A 14840-nucleotide genomic window follows, 5' to 3' on the forward strand; every position below is an offset into this window, starting at 1 on the left:
CTTTAACCATGTTTGAGCAATTTGCTAATTTACCTACAGCAATAAAACAGTATTTAATTATTACCGGTAATTACTGGGCATTTACCTTAACCGATGGCGCACTGCGTATGCTGGTAGTACTGCATTTTCATCAGTTAGGGTATGGTGCACTGGCCATTGCCATGCTGTTTTTGTTTTACGAAATTTTTGGTGTGATCACCAATTTAGTGGGCGGTTGGTTAGGTGCCAAACTTGGGTTAAATAAAACTATGAATATAGGCTTAGGGGTGCAAATTGTTGCCTTAGGCATGCTGTGTGTACCGGGTGATTGGCTCACAGTTGCGTATGTCATGGTAGCGCAAGCACTAAGTGGTATTGCAAAAGACTTAAATAAAATGAGCGCCAAAAGCGCGATTAAGTATTTAGTTCCTCAAGGCGACAGCGGGCAAGCGCAATTATATAAATGGGTTGCTATTTTAACGGGGTCTAAAAACGCACTTAAAGGCGTTGGCTTTTTTTTAGGTGGCTTGCTATTAAGTTTATTTGGGTTTATTGGCGCTTTAGTTGGGCTTATTGTATTACTCAGCATAGCGTGGGTAATAAGTTTAGTGTTTTTAAAAGGCGATATTGGTAAAGCTAAAACTAAACCTAAGTTTAAAGAGTTATTTTCAAAATCTCGTGCAATTAATTTACTCAGTGCAGCGCGTTTGTGCTTATTTGCAGCGCGTGATGTGTGGTTTGTGGTTGCATTACCGGTTTATTTAGCGGCTCAGTTTAAGTGGGATCATTGGTGGGTAAGTGGGTTTATGGCAACGTGGGTTATTGCTTACGGACTAGTGCAATCTCAGGCACCACGTATTACAGGACACAGCCAATCTCATAAACAAGCAAGTGCCACTGCATATTGGTGGGTGGTGTTACTGAGCATGGTTACTTTAGTATTAGCGGTTTTAATGCAACTTAACATAGCGGTACACATAACCTTAATAGTTGGGCTACTTATTTTTGGGGCTGTGTTTGCAATTAACTCATCGCTACACAGCTTTTTAATTGTAAGTTTTGCTAAAAACGATGGGGTGTCGTTAGATGTGGGCTTTTATTACATGGCCAATGCAGTGGGGCGTTTATTAGGGACTGTGTTGTCTGGTTGGGTATTCCAAGTTTATGGATTAAGTGCCTGTTTGTGGGTGAGTGTGGTGCTATTACTAATTGCTTCAGTGACGACTGCTTTTTTAGCCAAGCGTTAAAACTCAACGTATTGTATTAAATTAAATTTTGTTAGCAGTTATCGATAGCTTGATTAGTAAAATCGTCTAAACTGTATGTGAAGTTTAAACAAAGGGCGGGTCAATGCGAGAAATATCGTTAGCAAAAAAACTACTGTGGATTACAGTAGGCAGTATATTTATAACAGTTTTGGTGCTTTCTAGTGTTTTGTGGTGGCAGCTATCATCAAGCAACGATGAGCTATCAACCCAGTCAGAAAAATACATAGTGGCAGAAGTTGAAGAAAAGCTAAGTGCTAATGCGGCTGTTTATGGTGAAAGAATTGCAGGGTTTATTAACGAGGCATACCGCGTCCCTTTTTCACTCGCTGCCATATTAAGTGGCACGGCGGGTAATGATGCACTTAGTCGCGAATCCGTTGTTAATCTTAATCAATCCATATTAAATAACAATGAATCGCTTTCTTCCATCTACTCCCAGTTTGAAGTAAACGGTTATGATTCTAAAGATACTCAATTTACAAGCGGCTACAGTCACTCTGTTGATGGTGCTGGTACACTCGAAATTTACTTTACACGCAGTAAAGCAGGCGTGGTTGAGCAGCAAGTTGTAGACGACCCTGCCGAAAAATATTTCACTAAGCTTAATGAATTTGGCCTGCGAGAGTCTGAATGGTATTTGTGTGCTAAAGACAACGTTAAGCCCTGTATTATGGAACCCTACCTATACGAAATTACGCCAGGCAATTCAGAAATGATGACGTCTCTTACGGTTCCTATTGTCAGAGATGGTCGGTTTGTTGGTATATCTGGCGTTGATTTAACGTTACCGGTTTTTCAAGAGTTAACAGAGCAGCTTTCAAAAGAGCTCTATAACGGTCAAGCCAAGGTAACATTATTAAGTGATTTTGGTTTAATCGTAGGCAGTAGCCACTACAAAACCAAGCTTGGCCGACCTTACAAAGAAGCAATGTCATCCACAATTACCAGTAAAGTTGAAAAGGTACGAGGTGAAAACAATCTTTTAAAAGCGGATGACACTTACCTGGTTAATTACCCAATAAATATAAAGCTTGCAGACACTCAGTGGTCGCTTATTATTGAAGTACCTGCAAATTTAGCACTGGCTGGCCCACAAGCTTTGAGCGAAAATATGCAAAGTACCGCAGCAGCATTGGGCACTATTATTTTAGTAACCGGCTTAATTATTGCGGGTGTTGCTTTTGTGGTTATGAAATTTGTTGTAGCAGGTGTTATAGCCCCGCTTGAACAAATACAAGAACGCGTTGATAACCTAGCCAGTTCAGAAGGCGACTTAACACACACCTTACATGTAGACAGCCATGCCGAACTAATTGCACTGGCTGGTGGTTTTAACCGCTTTTTAACTAAATTACGCGACCTAATTGCTGAGCTTAAGGCCGTGTCAGATCAAACCAAACAACAAGGCGAAATTGCCCAGCATATAGCCATCGACACAAAACATAATGTGCAGGCGCAGTTTAAAGAAATAGAAAGCGTAGTTACCGCTATGAACGAAATGAGCGCAACGGCACTTGAAGTCGCAAGAGCGTCTGAGCAATCGGCGCAGCAAGCTGACGAAATTAACGGCTTAGTGGTAAGCAGTGAGTCGAGCTTGTCGTCGGCTATGACGCAAGTTAAAACCATGTCAGAAGAAATAAAAGAGGCAAACCAAGCGGTTGAAAAAGTAGCCACGCGCAGTAAAGACATAACGCAAATTTTAGATGTGATCAGAACTATTTCAGAGCAAACTAACCTACTGGCACTCAATGCAGCCATTGAAGCTGCACGTGCTGGCGAACACGGTCGAGGTTTTGCCGTTGTTGCTGATGAAGTACGCGCACTTGCTTCTAAAACCCGTTCATCTACCGATGACATTAGCAATCTAATAGACAGCCTACTGCATGAGGTTGGTAATGCTTCCACTGTAATAGAAAAAGGCGTTGTAAGAGCACAAAACGCGGTTGACGAAACATCGGTTGCCTTTGACGCGCTGCACAGTGTGGTTGTAAAAGTTGATGAAATAACTAATCAAATTACGCATATTGCAACAGCCGCTGAAGAGCAAAGCCTAGTAACAGAGGAAATAAACCGTAATTTAACGCTTATTTCTGATGCAGCTTCTCAGTTATCTGGTTTATCTTCGCAGGCTGGCGACAGCAGCGAAGTACTCAATAAGTTGGTTGCTCAACAAGACAGCGAGCTCAATAAGTTAAAAACCTAACAGATACTAAGCCCTAAAAAGTAAAAACGGCGGTAATTACATTACCGCCGTTTTTTTGTGCCATTAATTGAGCTAAGGGGTTTAGAGCGTTTTCATGATCTTAAACATTTGATCGATCATAGGTTGTGCAAGCTCCTCAACACCCGGGCGGTTAAAGTAGCCGCGTAGCCCTGTAAATTGCACTTTAAAAAAGCGGGCGTAGTCTTTTGGGCTAACCTCGCCTTTTAGCTCTTCACGCGCAATGGCTTGTGCAAATAAATCGCTTAAATAATCTTCAAACTTGTCTGATAAATCAAGGCTTAATGAATACAAACAGCTGTCTTCATCGGCAAACTCACAATTTGCTTTTACTAGCATACAAATGGCGCTCGGGGCATTTTTTTTATCTTTAATGATGACATTTTCAACAAACGTTTGTAAACCACCAATAATAGTAGGCGAAGCCAATAAACACGTTTTTATTTGATCTTCTATTTGCATGGTGTAATTTTTTAAAGACTCAATATATAACCCTTCCTTTGAGCCAAACGCAGAATAAATACTACCTGGACGCATATTAATTGCATCTTGCAGATCGCGGGTCGAAGTGGCATTAAATCCCTTTTCCCAAAAAAGCTCACTGGCAAGGCGGACAACAGTCTCGCGCTCAAATTTAACTTTGTTGACCATGCTGTTTCTCAATTAATTTGAACATTTGCTCAATTTTAACTTGAGCAGTCGCTCAAAATCAAATAATATGTGCTTCGACGTTACTAAAACAACTTATTTTTGGAGCTAACAATGGCAGAATTTACTTTATACACAGCAGAAAACGCACCTGAAGAATCAAAACCTTTATTAGCCGATTCAGTTGCTGCATTTGGCATGCTACCTAATTTACACGCAGTAATGGCTGAAGCACCAACGCTATTAAAAGGTTACCAAGTACTGCACGACTTATTTCAAAACACCTCGTTTAACGCAGAAGAGCTAACAGTAGTATGGCAGTCAATTAACGTTGAGCATGAGTGTCATTACTGTGTACCAGCGCACAGCGCAATTGCCGCTTCAATGAAAGTTGACCAAGGTATTGTTGATGCACTAGTAAACAAAACACCACTTGCAGATGCAAAACTAGAAACACTACGTGAAACAACACTAGCTATGACGCGTGAACGTGGCGTAATTAGCGATGAGCAAATTGAAAAGTTTTTTGCAGCCGGTTACGGCCAACAGCAACTACTAGAAATTATTGTAGGTTTATCGCAAAAGGTAATGAGCAACTACACTAACCATCTAGCAAATACGCCAGTGGACGAACCATTTAAAAAATTCGCAAAATAATCGCGTATTAATTAACAAAAAAGGCAGCGAGGCTGCCTTTTTTGTACTGTAAACAACGGTCGCTATTTAAATTTAACGGCTTGATTGCTACGCGTATAAATGCGTGACTCTGGTTTGGTCCATTCACCTTTTTTTAAATAGGAGGTAGACACAACCAATTTCCCATCTTTTAAATCGCTGGTCGACTTCACTTTAGTAATGCCTTCTTTACTACCTGTAACCTCTTCGTAAGCAACAAACTGCGTAGGGCTGAGTACTTTTATAGTGCCTTTTGTATAAAAACCGGCTGTTGTAAAATAATAAAAAACTAATGAGTCTTTTTTGCTATCGTAAAAGATCATCGACTCGCCACCATATTCACCCTCATTAATAGAGTGTTTTGTTCTTATTGCCTTACCATTAAGCGCACGCTCCCATAAGCCTACGTCTTGAACTGGTTTAGTGCCTGGTGCAACATCAAAATCGGCCTGCCACGCCCCTAAATAAGGCTGAAATATACTAAGGTGTTTATCAAGTTTAAGTGGTTGTTCTTTTGCGTGGGTTGTAAAAGCTAAAAAGCACAAAGTAAAAAATAGCACTTTAAAATATGTCATAATTATTCTCTTATTATTTGAACTGATACAAACCAGTATAGGCGATAATTACTTGATAAAGAAAACCTTAATAATTCTATCCTTATTTTTTATATTCATATTATGGGTTGCACATTTTAAATGGGGCATAACTATTTTTGCGCCAACTTTCATAAGTACGCTTAGTGTCGTTACATTTATTATGTATGCGTGGGATAAACACAAAGCTAAGCAGTCGGTAAATAAAAAAGTAACTCGTACAAGCGAACGAACTCTTCATTTATTAGCACTATGTGGAGGGTGGCCCGGGGCGTTAATTGCTCAGCAATTATTACGTCATAAATCACAAAAAAAGCGTTTTATAACTATACTTTGGGTGTGCATTTTATTAAATATAGTTTTATATTTTTTTGCTTTAGAGTTTCTTGGGTATTTGGAAATGGCTAAGTTAAGCCTTTAACCCCCCCCACTGAGAAACAACTGAATCAGTGGGGAGGTGATTGAATCACAATATTAGCGTTTTAGCTGTGCTTCGCTTTGATTGAGTAAGCGAATTATAGGGTTTTGTTCTAAAATTGTATTTTTTAAGAAATAGCCAATCAATAATCCGGCAACAAAGCCACCAATATGTGCACCATAATCAATACCATCAGGTCCTGTTAATGCGCCAAATATATTCATAATTAACCAAATTGCAAAAAACCAAACTGCAGAGAGCTTTTTTTGATATATAATTATCATAAATGTCAGGCTTGCGTGTCTAAACCACATTAAGTACATGCCAAAAAGGCCAGCAATTGCGCCACTTGCACCCACGCTTGGTATTGCAGACGAAGGGCTGACAATATAGCTGGTAATAGACGCCAGTAATCCACACACTAAAAACCAGATTAAAAAGCGCTTATGGCCTAAAACATCTTCTAAGTTGTCACCGACAACATATAAAAAGTACATGTTACCAAGTAGGTGCATTATTGAACCATGCAGAAACACACAAGTTAGTAGGGTCCATACCCTATTACCTTGACTTATATCTGCGGGCGTCATGGCAAAAAGTTCAAGAGCAATGCCAAATGTTTCCTTATTGAAAAAATATAAAGCAAAAATCAATGTATTTAGTGCAATTAAACCATAAGTAACCCAAGACTTTTGTTGGGGCTTTATATTATATTCAACAGGCATTTGAGTTAAAAATTGAAACAAGTATGTTTTCCAGCTTACTTTTTGATTTAATTCGCTTAGGCTCGCTTTTAATTCTGGGCTGTTTTCAACACCTTCTAGTTCATCTTTATCAATCCACGTACCATCACAGTGTCTACAAACATCAATTTCGGTATGGAAAGCTTCAAGTAAATGAAAACGTTCTAAACTTTTATTACAATCAGGGCAGTCAAGTTCTGAAATACCTAAAGAGTCCCCAAAGCTTGTTTCAAATTTGTCACCTACAGGACCATCGTTAATTTCGTCAATCATACGATTAACTTCATTTTTTTCAAACCAAAGGCCGCCACATTCACGGCATATATCTATTTCTTCACCTTGATAATTTGTGACTTCTAAAGCATGGGTTTTACAATGAGGGCAATGTTTAATTGGCATTTGTTAATTCCTTTAGTGATCCGACAGAAATATTATTCTGTTTTAATTCCATTTTTAATTGTTCCGCGTTTTGTTTTAAGGCGGGTAATGTTTCATTTTTAATTAAATTAGTTATTTTTTTTAGCTCTATTGCAGCTTGTTTAGCTGACATTTTTCTTTCAATGGCAGCGTTAATTAGAAATTCGGCTCTAGAATAAAACCTACGAATTTTAGTCAAAAATTCACTGGGTGTTTCGAGTGTAGTAGGCGAAAACTGCATTGTTTTCCAAATATACTTCTCTAAGGTAGGCTTAAAAAATTCCATTTCAGATTTTGGTGGGCTTTTTGATAAGCGTTCGGCGTACTCTGCAACGGTATTTACATTATCATTAACTTCATCAAATAAAGATGTTCTGAGGTAGTAGTTATCTTCTATTTTACTAAATGAATCAAATTTTAAGGCTTGCTCTAAGCCACTTTGTGCGGCCAGATAAACACCAAAAATTGTCGAGATCACCATAAAAAACTGATTTAACCAAAAGCCTGTACTTTTTAGTTCTTTATTATCAACGGTTCTGAGAGCCTGAGCTAACTTTTGAGTAGCTGCAGGGCTTTTTGTTTCACTCTGGGTAGAGGGAGTTGTAGGGGTCATTGCAAAATCCTTTTGTATTGCTTCCTTTTTAAGCAGTGCATTCTAAAGAATGCTCTGCCTATAATCAATATTGTATTAGCTAATTAAAATTATTACTGGTTTATTATTTTATAGGTCAATCATAATTTTTTGATTAAATTATCCGCTGTTTAACAATACTGCTCCACTTTGCTCACTCCCTAAATGATCGTCTTTATTATAAATAGGGCAGCTTTTAAGTGATAAACACCCACAGCCAATACAGCCATCTACGCGGTCGCGTACACGTTGCATATACGCTATGCGTTTATCTAATTGAGCTTGCCAGCGTTTAGAAAGTGCAGACCAATCTTTTTTAGTGGGCGTGCGGTTATCGGGGAGTGAGGCAAGTGTTTGTTTTATATCGTCTAGCGAAATGCCCATGGCTTGTGCTGCTTTTATTACGGCCACTCGGCGAAGTGCGTCGGGTTTGTAGCGGCGTTGGTTGCCGCTGTTTCGCCAGCTTTTTATTAAATGTTTGGTTTCGTAAAAGTGTAATGTAGACACCTTCACACCACTTCTTTTTGCGACGTAGCCTACTGTTAAAGTAGCGTCGATCAATTTTTTTTGCTCAGCAGGCATTAATCTTTTTCCATGTATTGACCTCAATATAACTTAAGGTTTTAAGCTTTCTTCAACATTAAAAAAGGAGCTGGAAAAATGCAACAAAAACTTAGCCGTAACACCATTATTATTTATTCATCGGCACGACAAAATGGTAACACAGCAGCACATGTTAATAGTTTTGCAGAGCAAAATGAGGTGCATGTTGTATGTTTAGATAAATTTAAAATACCGCCTTACAGTTACAGTAAAAACTACAGTGATGATGAGTTTTTCTCGCTTTTTGAGTCACTTTTACATTACGACCATTGGGTATTTGCCTCGCCAGTTTATTGGTATAGCACCACAACACAAATGAAAACATTTATAGATAGAATTACCGACTACATGGATGACGAGCATTTAAAACCAAAGTTGCGTTTACTGCGCAGTAAAGATTTTTCACTGTTGTCTAATGCGTCGTCAAGTGAGGCGCCAGATGCCTTTGTTGCGATGTTTAAAAATACATTTAGTTATTTAGGCATGCGCTTTTTAACGCACCACCATAAAAGTTCGCACACTTTAGCGTGAATAACTGCCTTTTTTTCAACGCATCTGGTACTTTATTTATAAACAAAAAAACAAACGGATTGTTTATGAAATACTTACTGTTATTTTTAATATTAAGCCCATTATCTTTCGCTAATGAGCAGCCTATTAGTGGTTTTGGTTATTATTATAACGTGCCAGAACATGCGCAAATTAATAATTCGACTCAATTCAAAATAGCGTTTGATGTGGCCGATGCCGCTAAAAAAGGGGAGCAAAATAATGCAATGAACTCACTTGCTCGCTTTATAAATATGCATGTAGCACATGGCGTTAAACCAGAGAACATTAAATTAGCGTTAGTTATTCATGGTGGTGCAAGTGAAGATGTTTTATCGAACGATGAATATAAAAAACGCTTTAACGTTAATAATAAAAACACGAGCTTAATTAAACAATTATTGGCAAACAACACGCAAGTATTTGTATGCGGGCAGTCGGCTACGCATTTTAAAGTAGCGCCGAAACACCTTATACAGGGTGTTACCATGTCTTTATCTGCTATGACCGCGCATGCTCAACTTCAGCAGCAAGGCTATACTTTGAATCCATTTTAATGAAAAAAGCTATTTTATGTTTTGGTGACTCAAATACATGTGGGTTAAACCCCGTAACGGGAAAGCGTTTTGAGGGCAAGGTTAGATGGCCGTTGGTGTTAGCTGAAATGTTGGGCGATCAATTTACAGTGATAGAGGCGGGGCAGCCTAACCGTACGCTTGTAAATAACCCGCCATTTATTGGGGAGCTATCGGGTGTAAGTTATTTAAAGCCGCTTTTAGAAGCGCACTCTTTGGCTGTTATAATTATTGCCTTGGGTACTAACGATTTAAAACAGCGCTTTAAATTAACGCCTGAGCAAATAGGTCAAGGCTTAACAAACTTACTAGACAGTATTGAAGAGTTTTATGAAGGTAATAAACAACCCAAGCTTATAATTTTAAGCCCTGCTTATGTAAAGTGTGTAGGACAATATAAACATGTTTACGAGGGCGCACCGAGTAAAAACGTGGCATTAAAAAAAGAGTTTGAAAATATTGCCCGTGCTAAAAAGAACTACTTTTGTGACTTACAGCAAAGTATTACTGTTTCAGCTATTGATGGGGTGCATATTGATGCTGATGGGCACGCTAAAGTAGCGGCTTTGATGTGTAATTTAATAAATGAAGCTTATGCGTAATGAACGCTAACGTTTAAATTATGAGTACGCTATTTACTATGAATATTGTGAGCTTATTTGCATTTAAGGCTGATTATGTAATGATGGAGAACACACTGATAGTGAATGCTTTATAGGCAATAAGGACATAATGAAAAAATACCAACAAAAGTCATTAATTGCAGTTTTAACCGGTGTTTTGGTTTTTGTATTGGGTAGCTTAGTTTTATTGTATTTTGCTGGGCACAAATTAGCAGCTGCAATACAAAAAGATGCAAAACAAATTGTTAGCCACATAGATGCTGCTGTAAGCGAGCGCCGTCAAATTCTTTTTCCTTTAAATTCATTTAATTTCTCAGAATGTAGCAACGAAAACCTCCTTGAAATGCGACGTGCACTTTTTGATGCCAAGTATGTTGTAGATATTGGCTTTTTTAAAAATAATCAGCTTGTCTGTACCACGGGCTCGGGTGTACTAAAAACCCCCATAAACGATAGAACCCCCGATTACATTCGCAACAACCTCGAAAGTAATAACGACAATAACATTAGAGTTCGATTCGAACCTAAATTAAAAATTTTACTTTTTAAAGAGCGAATAATGCAGGTCGTGATTGTAAGGCAGGGTAACTATAATTTAATTATGGATACCGCAGCTATCAGTCGCAGCAATATTGCAGCCCCGTATTGGGAAATTACTTATAAGTCGAGTTCAGATGCATTTCATTTGGCGGGTAAAAGTGGATTAAGTAAAGAGCTTGCAAGCAACAAACAAATACCGTTTGAAACTGCATTTATGTGCAGTGAAAAAAATAAAGGGTATTGTGTTGCAGTTAGAACTCCTTGGAGCCAATTTTTTGCCGACAATCAGTTTTTACTGATTATTTCACTCATTTTAACTTGCCTAACGGGTGTGTCGAGTGCTCTTATTGTTGATTACCAAATTGCCGCTCGGCGTTCTATTAATAACAGAGTGCGCAAAGGGGTAGCTAAAGGCTCATTTTATTGGACTTACCAACCTATTATTTGTTTGCATTCGGGTAATGTAGTTGGCTGTGAAGTGCTAGCTCGTTTTCAAGATAAATACGGGTCGCTTTACCCTGATGAATTTATTCCGGTGATACGTAAGAATAATTTAACGTGGTCGTTTACCCAATCAATGGTAGCAAAAGTAATTGAAGAGCTTACAGTATTAGATGATTTACCAACGGGTTTTAAAGTGTCTATTAATATATTTCCTTGTGATGTAGAACTTGGCAATGTATCCCTATTAACACAAGAGCCTGAACTCATTAATTCGCGATTTACTATTTGCTTAGAAATAACTGAAGACGAGTACCTCGATACCAGTATTGCCCATGCGCATTTTAGAACATTGGTTGAGTCTGGTTTTAACTTGTCGCTTGATGATTTTGGAACGGGTTACTCCAATTTGAGAAACTTACAAAATTTAAGTTTTCATCAGTTAAAAATAGACCGCACCTTTGTTCAAGATATAGCAACGCAAGGTTTAAAAGCGTCTATGATCCCGAATATTATGGAGTTAGTGCGTAAGTTTAACTACACCTGTGTAGCTGAAGGAATAGAAACAACAGAGCAAGAGACTATGTTAAAAACAGCTGGTGTGCATTACGGTCAAGGGTGGAAATATGGCCGGCCAATGAAGGTCGATAAATTTAAACATTATATTGCGCAGCATGCGCTTTAAAAAAGATCGACGCTCTTTTTGTTTGCGTATAAGTCACTAAATTTATTGTAAAAATAGGCCAAATAAAATGTTTAAACCAGTAATAACAGTATTTTTGCTACTACTTATAAGTGGTTGTGCATCGCAATATCCCAATCAGCAAGTTGTTGGAAAGCAATTTCCAACAATCACTGGCGAAAGTTTAGAGAAAAAAGAATTTATTATTCCGAGTGATTTTAACGCTGAAAAAACGTTACTGTTAATAGGCTATAAACAAGATAGTCAATTTGATATTGATCGCTGGTTAATTGGCCTAGATATGGCCGGTGTGACGCTTCCTACTTATGAACTACCTACCATTGCGGGCATGGCACCACGTATGTTTAGTACGTTTATTGATAATGGTATGCGCAAAGGTATTCCTAAAGAGTTATGGGGTGGTGTTATCACGATTTATAAAGACGGTGAAGCGGTGCAAAAGTTTACTGGTAACCAAAGCCCTAATAATTCTCGCGTTATGCTCATAGATAAGACAGGAAAAATATTATACTTTTACGACCGTGGTTTTTCGGTAGACGCACTTAATAAGCTTAAAGAAAAAATTTAGATTTACTTAAAGTCTTTGCCGTTATTTATAAAAGTATTTATGTGACGGCATATATAAATATCATTCCAGTTACTGAATAATGATCTTATATACTTTTAACAGATCAGAGCAGTATATTATATGAAGTATGTTTGCGTTTGTTTTGTAACCCACTGTTATTGTTGGTGTATTAACTTGTTATTGGTTTATCCCTGTTTGTTTTTAATGCCAAAATCTCATTGTAATATTTATGTATTTTAGTTAACCTAGTATAAATGTTTCAAGGATGAAATTTATGCTCAAACCTCACACCGTATTTGTAAAAACAACCTTTCAATCTTCTTTTCACTGTGAAAGCTATACCATTATACTAAAAACAATGCAGGCTATTTTTGGTGACATAAAAATGGATGATGCATTACCTAAACAAGACGCACGCGACAAGTTTGATTTATATTTAATTGATGGTGCTAAAAATAATTGGTTAGATTTACTTCCTGCTGATTTACTCTGTTTGGCTAAAAAACATAAGGTTGTTTTATTTAATGTTGAGCAAGAAGCCGTTTGCGAAAAAAATTTATTAATGAACCACATAAATGGCGTTTTTTATAAATCGGACGCCCCAGAAGTTATTTTTAAAGGGTTAGTTAGGGTCACATCGGATGAATTGTGGTTTACCAGAAAAGTAATTTCTAAAGCGTTTAGCGATATTTTATTAGTTGCTTCATCTTTTAACTCTCTACAAGACGATATTAGTTTAAAGCAGGATGATTACGCTCATCTAACTAAGCGAGAAAAATCGGTTATTCATTTAATAGCTCAAGGGGCTAGTAATAATATAATTGCGGATAAACTTAATATAAGTGATCACACTGTTAAAACGCATTTATACAGTGCTTTTAAAAAAACAAATTCACGCAATAGGGTAGAGCTTGCAAATTGGGCCCAGCGGTATGTGGCAGTATTATTGCCAATGGCAAAGTAGCTAGTTGCGGCAAAAATTCAGTAAACATTAAATAAAAAAGGCTACATTAAGTAGCCTTTTTAGTTTTTAAAATAAAATATTAGGCTGCTTTTTGAGCCCACAAGCCTTTATCAATTCCCTTTGTAACCAGGTCAGTCAATGCTTTTTCTATTGCTTGGGTAACGCATATACTCATGGGTTCGTTGTCACTAAAGCCACCCTCAGCTTCGGCTAGGCGTTTGTAACTTACATATCTAAAAAAGCCAGCTCTCATTTCTTGGCTTAGTACTTTTTTGCTGGTGGCAACGCTCAAGAGTACTTGCCCTGTTCGTACGTCTACAGCACGTAAATATATTGATATAGCATCTTCTCTGTAAAGTTCAGAAGCACCAATACCAAAATATTCCATCCCTAAACCACCTGTTTTTACGTTGGTATCGTAGCTAATGATACCGCCTTCTAAAATTATTTTAGCGGTGGTTAATGGAGGGAGTTCAACACTGTTTGGGTTTTCTGATTGGGCTGCTCTAATTATTTTTCTTTCTGTTAATATATTTTGCAGACCTTCACGTTCGACCGGCGTAAACCAATCTGACTCATGAAGCGCTTGCACTAAAATAGAATTAGCCCCTTGTGTTACGGCAGTAGAAAAAGAGCTTACATTTGTTTGTGGTTTGTATTGGCCTGTTTGATCTCTAAATGAGTAAACTGATACGGGTATACTGCCTGCTGGTTTTGGTAAGTTTTTTAAGTCGCTAAATATTTCTGTCGGCTCAAGGCTCATTGCATTTTGTTGTGACGGTGGAATTAATTTGCCTAATGTTGAGCAACCGCTTAGCAGTAATAGTATTGCTATTGTTATTATTTTTTTCATTATCCAAACCTCGGTACTTCAATAATCACGACGGTGTCATCAATAATATTTGTTATTTTGACTGTAATGGTATCAGCGGTGCTGGTGATGACTTCAATTTGATAATCGCCACTCATAAAAATTGAGTCTTGGTCAAAAATACTATCTTCTATGTCTTCCCCAAAGGCCATGTCTGTTATTTCACGAACCATACGGTTTAGATAGGTGCGCTCAAGCGAGTCCTGAAATTGTTCAGCGTAGCCTTTTTCGATTGAAGGCGCTTTATGTTTATTTTGAGCTTGCGCTTTACTCAATAACATATTGGCATTGAGTGGGTTGCCGCCAAAGCTAGGGTTTATAGGGGTGTAAACCATTTCAGTTGCTGATGCGCAAAAGGATAATGTTGTTATTATTGTAAATACTATTTTTTTCATTTTACCATCCATTTAAAGCCATATCCTTAGAAGATGTAGCCATGTTTGAGCGAGCCATTGCATCAATTACCGTATAGACCGCTTGTTCAACGCGTGCGTCTAATGGCTCTAATCTGCGTCCTAAATAGGTTGCATATATAGTTTGATTGTTCATTACAAGAGTAAGCTTTGTGCCTGCTTTGGGTATTACCGTTTCTTTGATTTCAATGTTAAAACCAGCGGTTGAAGGCAAGTCTCGCCAGTAATTTGAAAATTCATAGTAAAATTGATGGCCAAATCGGCTAATGCTTCTATCAAGTAATAACCCGTCAATTTCAAGTTCATCTGCAGCAACACTTGGAGGGGCCAAATACAAAGCGAGTAAGAGCAGGAGATTTATTTTTTTATTTATTTTCATAGTTTAAAATAGGGGAGT

At 37.8% G+C, this 14840-nt stretch carries 18 protein-coding genes; 10 read left to right on the top strand and 8 right to left on the bottom strand.

Annotated features, from left to right (window positions below):
- Positions 1 to 8 precede the first annotated feature (8 nt).
- Positions 9 to 1226: an organoarsenical effux MFS transporter ArsJ gene (gene arsJ / locus ATS76_RS07485; RefSeq protein ID WP_058551642.1), complete on the top strand. Its 1218-nt coding sequence runs from the start codon at positions 9 to 11 to the stop codon at positions 1224 to 1226.
- Positions 1227 to 1329: 103 nt separating this feature from the next.
- On the top strand, positions 1330 to 3450 hold the full coding sequence (locus ATS76_RS07490) for a methyl-accepting chemotaxis protein (RefSeq protein WP_058551643.1): 2121 nt from the start codon (positions 1330 to 1332) through the stop codon (positions 3448 to 3450).
- An 81-nt stretch (positions 3451 to 3531) separates the two neighbouring features.
- Here ATS76_RS07490 and ATS76_RS07495 read toward each other — a convergent pair whose 3' ends face one another.
- Positions 3532 to 4119, bottom strand: a complete 588-nt coding sequence (locus tag ATS76_RS07495) for a TetR/AcrR family transcriptional regulator (protein WP_058551644.1) — start codon at positions 4117 to 4119, stop codon at positions 3532 to 3534.
- A gap of 111 nt (positions 4120 to 4230) precedes the next feature.
- On the opposite strand from ATS76_RS07495, the gene ATS76_RS07500 reads away from it, so the two are divergent.
- Positions 4231 to 4773: a carboxymuconolactone decarboxylase family protein gene (locus tag ATS76_RS07500; RefSeq protein WP_058551645.1), complete on the top strand. Its 543-nt coding sequence runs from the start codon at positions 4231 to 4233 to the stop codon at positions 4771 to 4773.
- A 62-nt stretch (positions 4774 to 4835) separates the two neighbouring features.
- Here the strand turns inward: ATS76_RS07500 and ATS76_RS07505 are convergent, their stop codons facing one another.
- Complete coding sequence (locus tag ATS76_RS07505) at positions 4836 to 5366, bottom strand: hypothetical protein (protein ID WP_058551646.1); 531 nt, start codon at positions 5364 to 5366, stop codon at positions 4836 to 4838.
- Positions 5367 to 5418: 52 nt separating this feature from the next.
- Here ATS76_RS07505 and ATS76_RS07510 point away from each other — a divergent pair, with 52 nt between their 5' ends.
- The gene (locus tag ATS76_RS07510; RefSeq protein WP_058551647.1) at positions 5419 to 5805 is read left to right on the top strand and encodes a DUF1294 domain-containing protein; all 387 of its coding nucleotides are present in this window, start codon (positions 5419 to 5421) and stop codon (positions 5803 to 5805) included.
- A 53-nt stretch (positions 5806 to 5858) separates the two neighbouring features.
- Here the strand turns inward: ATS76_RS07510 and ATS76_RS07515 are convergent, their stop codons facing one another.
- The 3 genes from ATS76_RS07515 to soxR form a co-directional block, all read right to left on the bottom strand.
- Positions 5859 to 6944: a rhomboid family intramembrane serine protease gene (locus ATS76_RS07515; RefSeq protein WP_058551648.1), complete on the bottom strand. Its 1086-nt coding sequence runs from the start codon at positions 6942 to 6944 to the stop codon at positions 5859 to 5861.
- Positions 6934 to 7575: a hypothetical protein gene (locus tag ATS76_RS07520; protein WP_058551649.1), complete on the bottom strand. Its 642-nt coding sequence runs from the start codon at positions 7573 to 7575 to the stop codon at positions 6934 to 6936. The genes ATS76_RS07515 and ATS76_RS07520 overlap by 11 nt, the downstream gene beginning before the upstream one ends.
- A 138-nt stretch (positions 7576 to 7713) precedes the next feature.
- The gene (gene soxR / locus ATS76_RS07525) at positions 7714 to 8175 is read right to left on the bottom strand and encodes a redox-sensitive transcriptional activator SoxR (protein ID WP_058551650.1); all 462 of its coding nucleotides are present in this window, start codon (positions 8173 to 8175) and stop codon (positions 7714 to 7716) included.
- Between the two features lie 78 nt (positions 8176 to 8253).
- Here soxR and ATS76_RS07530 point away from each other — a divergent pair, with 78 nt between their 5' ends.
- From ATS76_RS07530 to ATS76_RS07555, 6 genes are all read left to right on the top strand, one after another.
- Positions 8254 to 8727 (top strand): flavodoxin family protein, encoded by a 474-nt coding sequence (locus ATS76_RS07530; RefSeq protein WP_058551651.1) that lies wholly within the window; start codon positions 8254 to 8256, stop codon positions 8725 to 8727.
- A 65-nt stretch (positions 8728 to 8792) separates the two neighbouring features.
- Positions 8793 to 9302 (top strand): DsrE family protein, encoded by a 510-nt coding sequence (locus ATS76_RS07535; RefSeq protein WP_058551652.1) that lies wholly within the window; start codon positions 8793 to 8795, stop codon positions 9300 to 9302.
- Positions 9302 to 9922, top strand: a complete 621-nt coding sequence (locus ATS76_RS07540; RefSeq protein ID WP_058551653.1) for an SGNH/GDSL hydrolase family protein — start codon at positions 9302 to 9304, stop codon at positions 9920 to 9922. The genes ATS76_RS07535 and ATS76_RS07540 overlap by 1 nt, the downstream gene beginning before the upstream one ends.
- Positions 9923 to 10052: 130 nt before the next feature.
- Entirely contained in the window at positions 10053 to 11609 is a 1557-nt protein-coding gene (locus ATS76_RS07545) for an EAL domain-containing protein (RefSeq protein WP_058551654.1), read from the top strand.
- 67 nt (positions 11610 to 11676) lie between these two features.
- A complete protein-coding gene (locus tag ATS76_RS07550; RefSeq protein ID WP_058551655.1) occupies positions 11677 to 12195 on the top strand; it encodes a hypothetical protein in 519 nt (172 codons plus the stop codon).
- 274 nt (positions 12196 to 12469) lie between these two features.
- Positions 12470 to 13159, top strand: a complete 690-nt coding sequence (locus ATS76_RS07555; protein ID WP_058404740.1) for a helix-turn-helix transcriptional regulator — start codon at positions 12470 to 12472, stop codon at positions 13157 to 13159.
- A gap of 79 nt (positions 13160 to 13238) precedes the next feature.
- On the opposite strand, the gene ATS76_RS07560 is transcribed toward ATS76_RS07555, so the two are convergent.
- From ATS76_RS07560 to ATS76_RS07570, 3 genes are read right to left on the bottom strand one after another with little or no spacing between them, the layout of a single operon-like run.
- The gene (locus ATS76_RS07560) at positions 13239 to 14012 is read right to left on the bottom strand and encodes a CsgG/HfaB family protein (protein ID WP_006792598.1); all 774 of its coding nucleotides are present in this window, start codon (positions 14010 to 14012) and stop codon (positions 13239 to 13241) included.
- Complete coding sequence (locus ATS76_RS07565) at positions 14012 to 14437, bottom strand: curli assembly protein CsgF (protein WP_058551656.1); 426 nt, start codon at positions 14435 to 14437, stop codon at positions 14012 to 14014. Before ATS76_RS07565 ends, ATS76_RS07560 begins: the two co-directional genes overlap by 1 nt.
- On the bottom strand, positions 14427 to 14822 hold the full coding sequence (locus ATS76_RS07570; RefSeq protein ID WP_058551657.1) for a curli production assembly/transport protein CsgE: 396 nt from the start codon (positions 14820 to 14822) through the stop codon (positions 14427 to 14429). Before ATS76_RS07570 ends, ATS76_RS07565 begins: the two co-directional genes overlap by 11 nt.
- Positions 14823 to 14840 lie beyond the last annotated feature (18 nt).

The organism is Pseudoalteromonas sp. 10-33, assembly GCF_001469195.1.
Lineage (GTDB): Bacteria > Pseudomonadota > Gammaproteobacteria > Enterobacterales > Alteromonadaceae > Pseudoalteromonas.

Excerpts from the sequence above, each read along its gene's own strand:
- soxR (WP_058551650.1), bottom strand. The coding sequence starts at position 8,175 with ATGCCTGCTGAGCAAAAAAAATTGATCGACGCTACTTTAACAGTAGGC.
- ATS76_RS07490 (WP_058551643.1), top strand. The coding sequence starts at position 1,330 with ATGCGAGAAATATCGTTAGCAAAAAAACTACTGTGGATTACAGTAGGC.
- ATS76_RS07530 (WP_058551651.1), top strand. The coding sequence starts at position 8,254 with ATGCAACAAAAACTTAGCCGTAACACCATTATTATTTATTCATCGGCA.
- ATS76_RS07515 (WP_058551648.1), bottom strand. The coding sequence starts at position 6,944 with ATGCCAATTAAACATTGCCCTCATTGTAAAACCCATGCTTTAGAAGTC.
- ATS76_RS07545 (WP_058551654.1), top strand. The coding sequence starts at position 10,053 with ATGAAAAAATACCAACAAAAGTCATTAATTGCAGTTTTAACCGGTGTT.
- ATS76_RS07540 (WP_058551653.1), top strand. The coding sequence starts at position 9,302 with ATGAAAAAAGCTATTTTATGTTTTGGTGACTCAAATACATGTGGGTTA.
- ATS76_RS07570 (WP_058551657.1), bottom strand. The coding sequence starts at position 14,822 with ATGAAAATAAATAAAAAAATAAATCTCCTGCTCTTACTCGCTTTGTAT.
- ATS76_RS07520 (WP_058551649.1), bottom strand. The coding sequence starts at position 7,575 with ATGACCCCTACAACTCCCTCTACCCAGAGTGAAACAAAAAGCCCTGCA.
- arsJ (WP_058551642.1), top strand. The coding sequence starts at position 9 with ATGTTTGAGCAATTTGCTAATTTACCTACAGCAATAAAACAGTATTTA.
- ATS76_RS07565 (WP_058551656.1), bottom strand. The coding sequence starts at position 14,437 with ATGGATGGTAAAATGAAAAAAATAGTATTTACAATAATAACAACATTA.
- ATS76_RS07560 (WP_006792598.1), bottom strand. The coding sequence starts at position 14,012 with ATGAAAAAAATAATAACAATAGCAATACTATTACTGCTAAGCGGTTGC.
- ATS76_RS07555 (WP_058404740.1), top strand. The coding sequence starts at position 12,470 with ATGCTCAAACCTCACACCGTATTTGTAAAAACAACCTTTCAATCTTCT.
- ATS76_RS07495 (WP_058551644.1), bottom strand. The coding sequence starts at position 4,119 with ATGGTCAACAAAGTTAAATTTGAGCGCGAGACTGTTGTCCGCCTTGCC.
- ATS76_RS07500 (WP_058551645.1), top strand. The coding sequence starts at position 4,231 with ATGGCAGAATTTACTTTATACACAGCAGAAAACGCACCTGAAGAATCA.
- ATS76_RS07550 (WP_058551655.1), top strand. The coding sequence starts at position 11,677 with ATGTTTAAACCAGTAATAACAGTATTTTTGCTACTACTTATAAGTGGT.
- ATS76_RS07505 (WP_058551646.1), bottom strand. The coding sequence starts at position 5,366 with ATGACATATTTTAAAGTGCTATTTTTTACTTTGTGCTTTTTAGCTTTT.
- ATS76_RS07535 (WP_058551652.1), top strand. The coding sequence starts at position 8,793 with ATGAAATACTTACTGTTATTTTTAATATTAAGCCCATTATCTTTCGCT.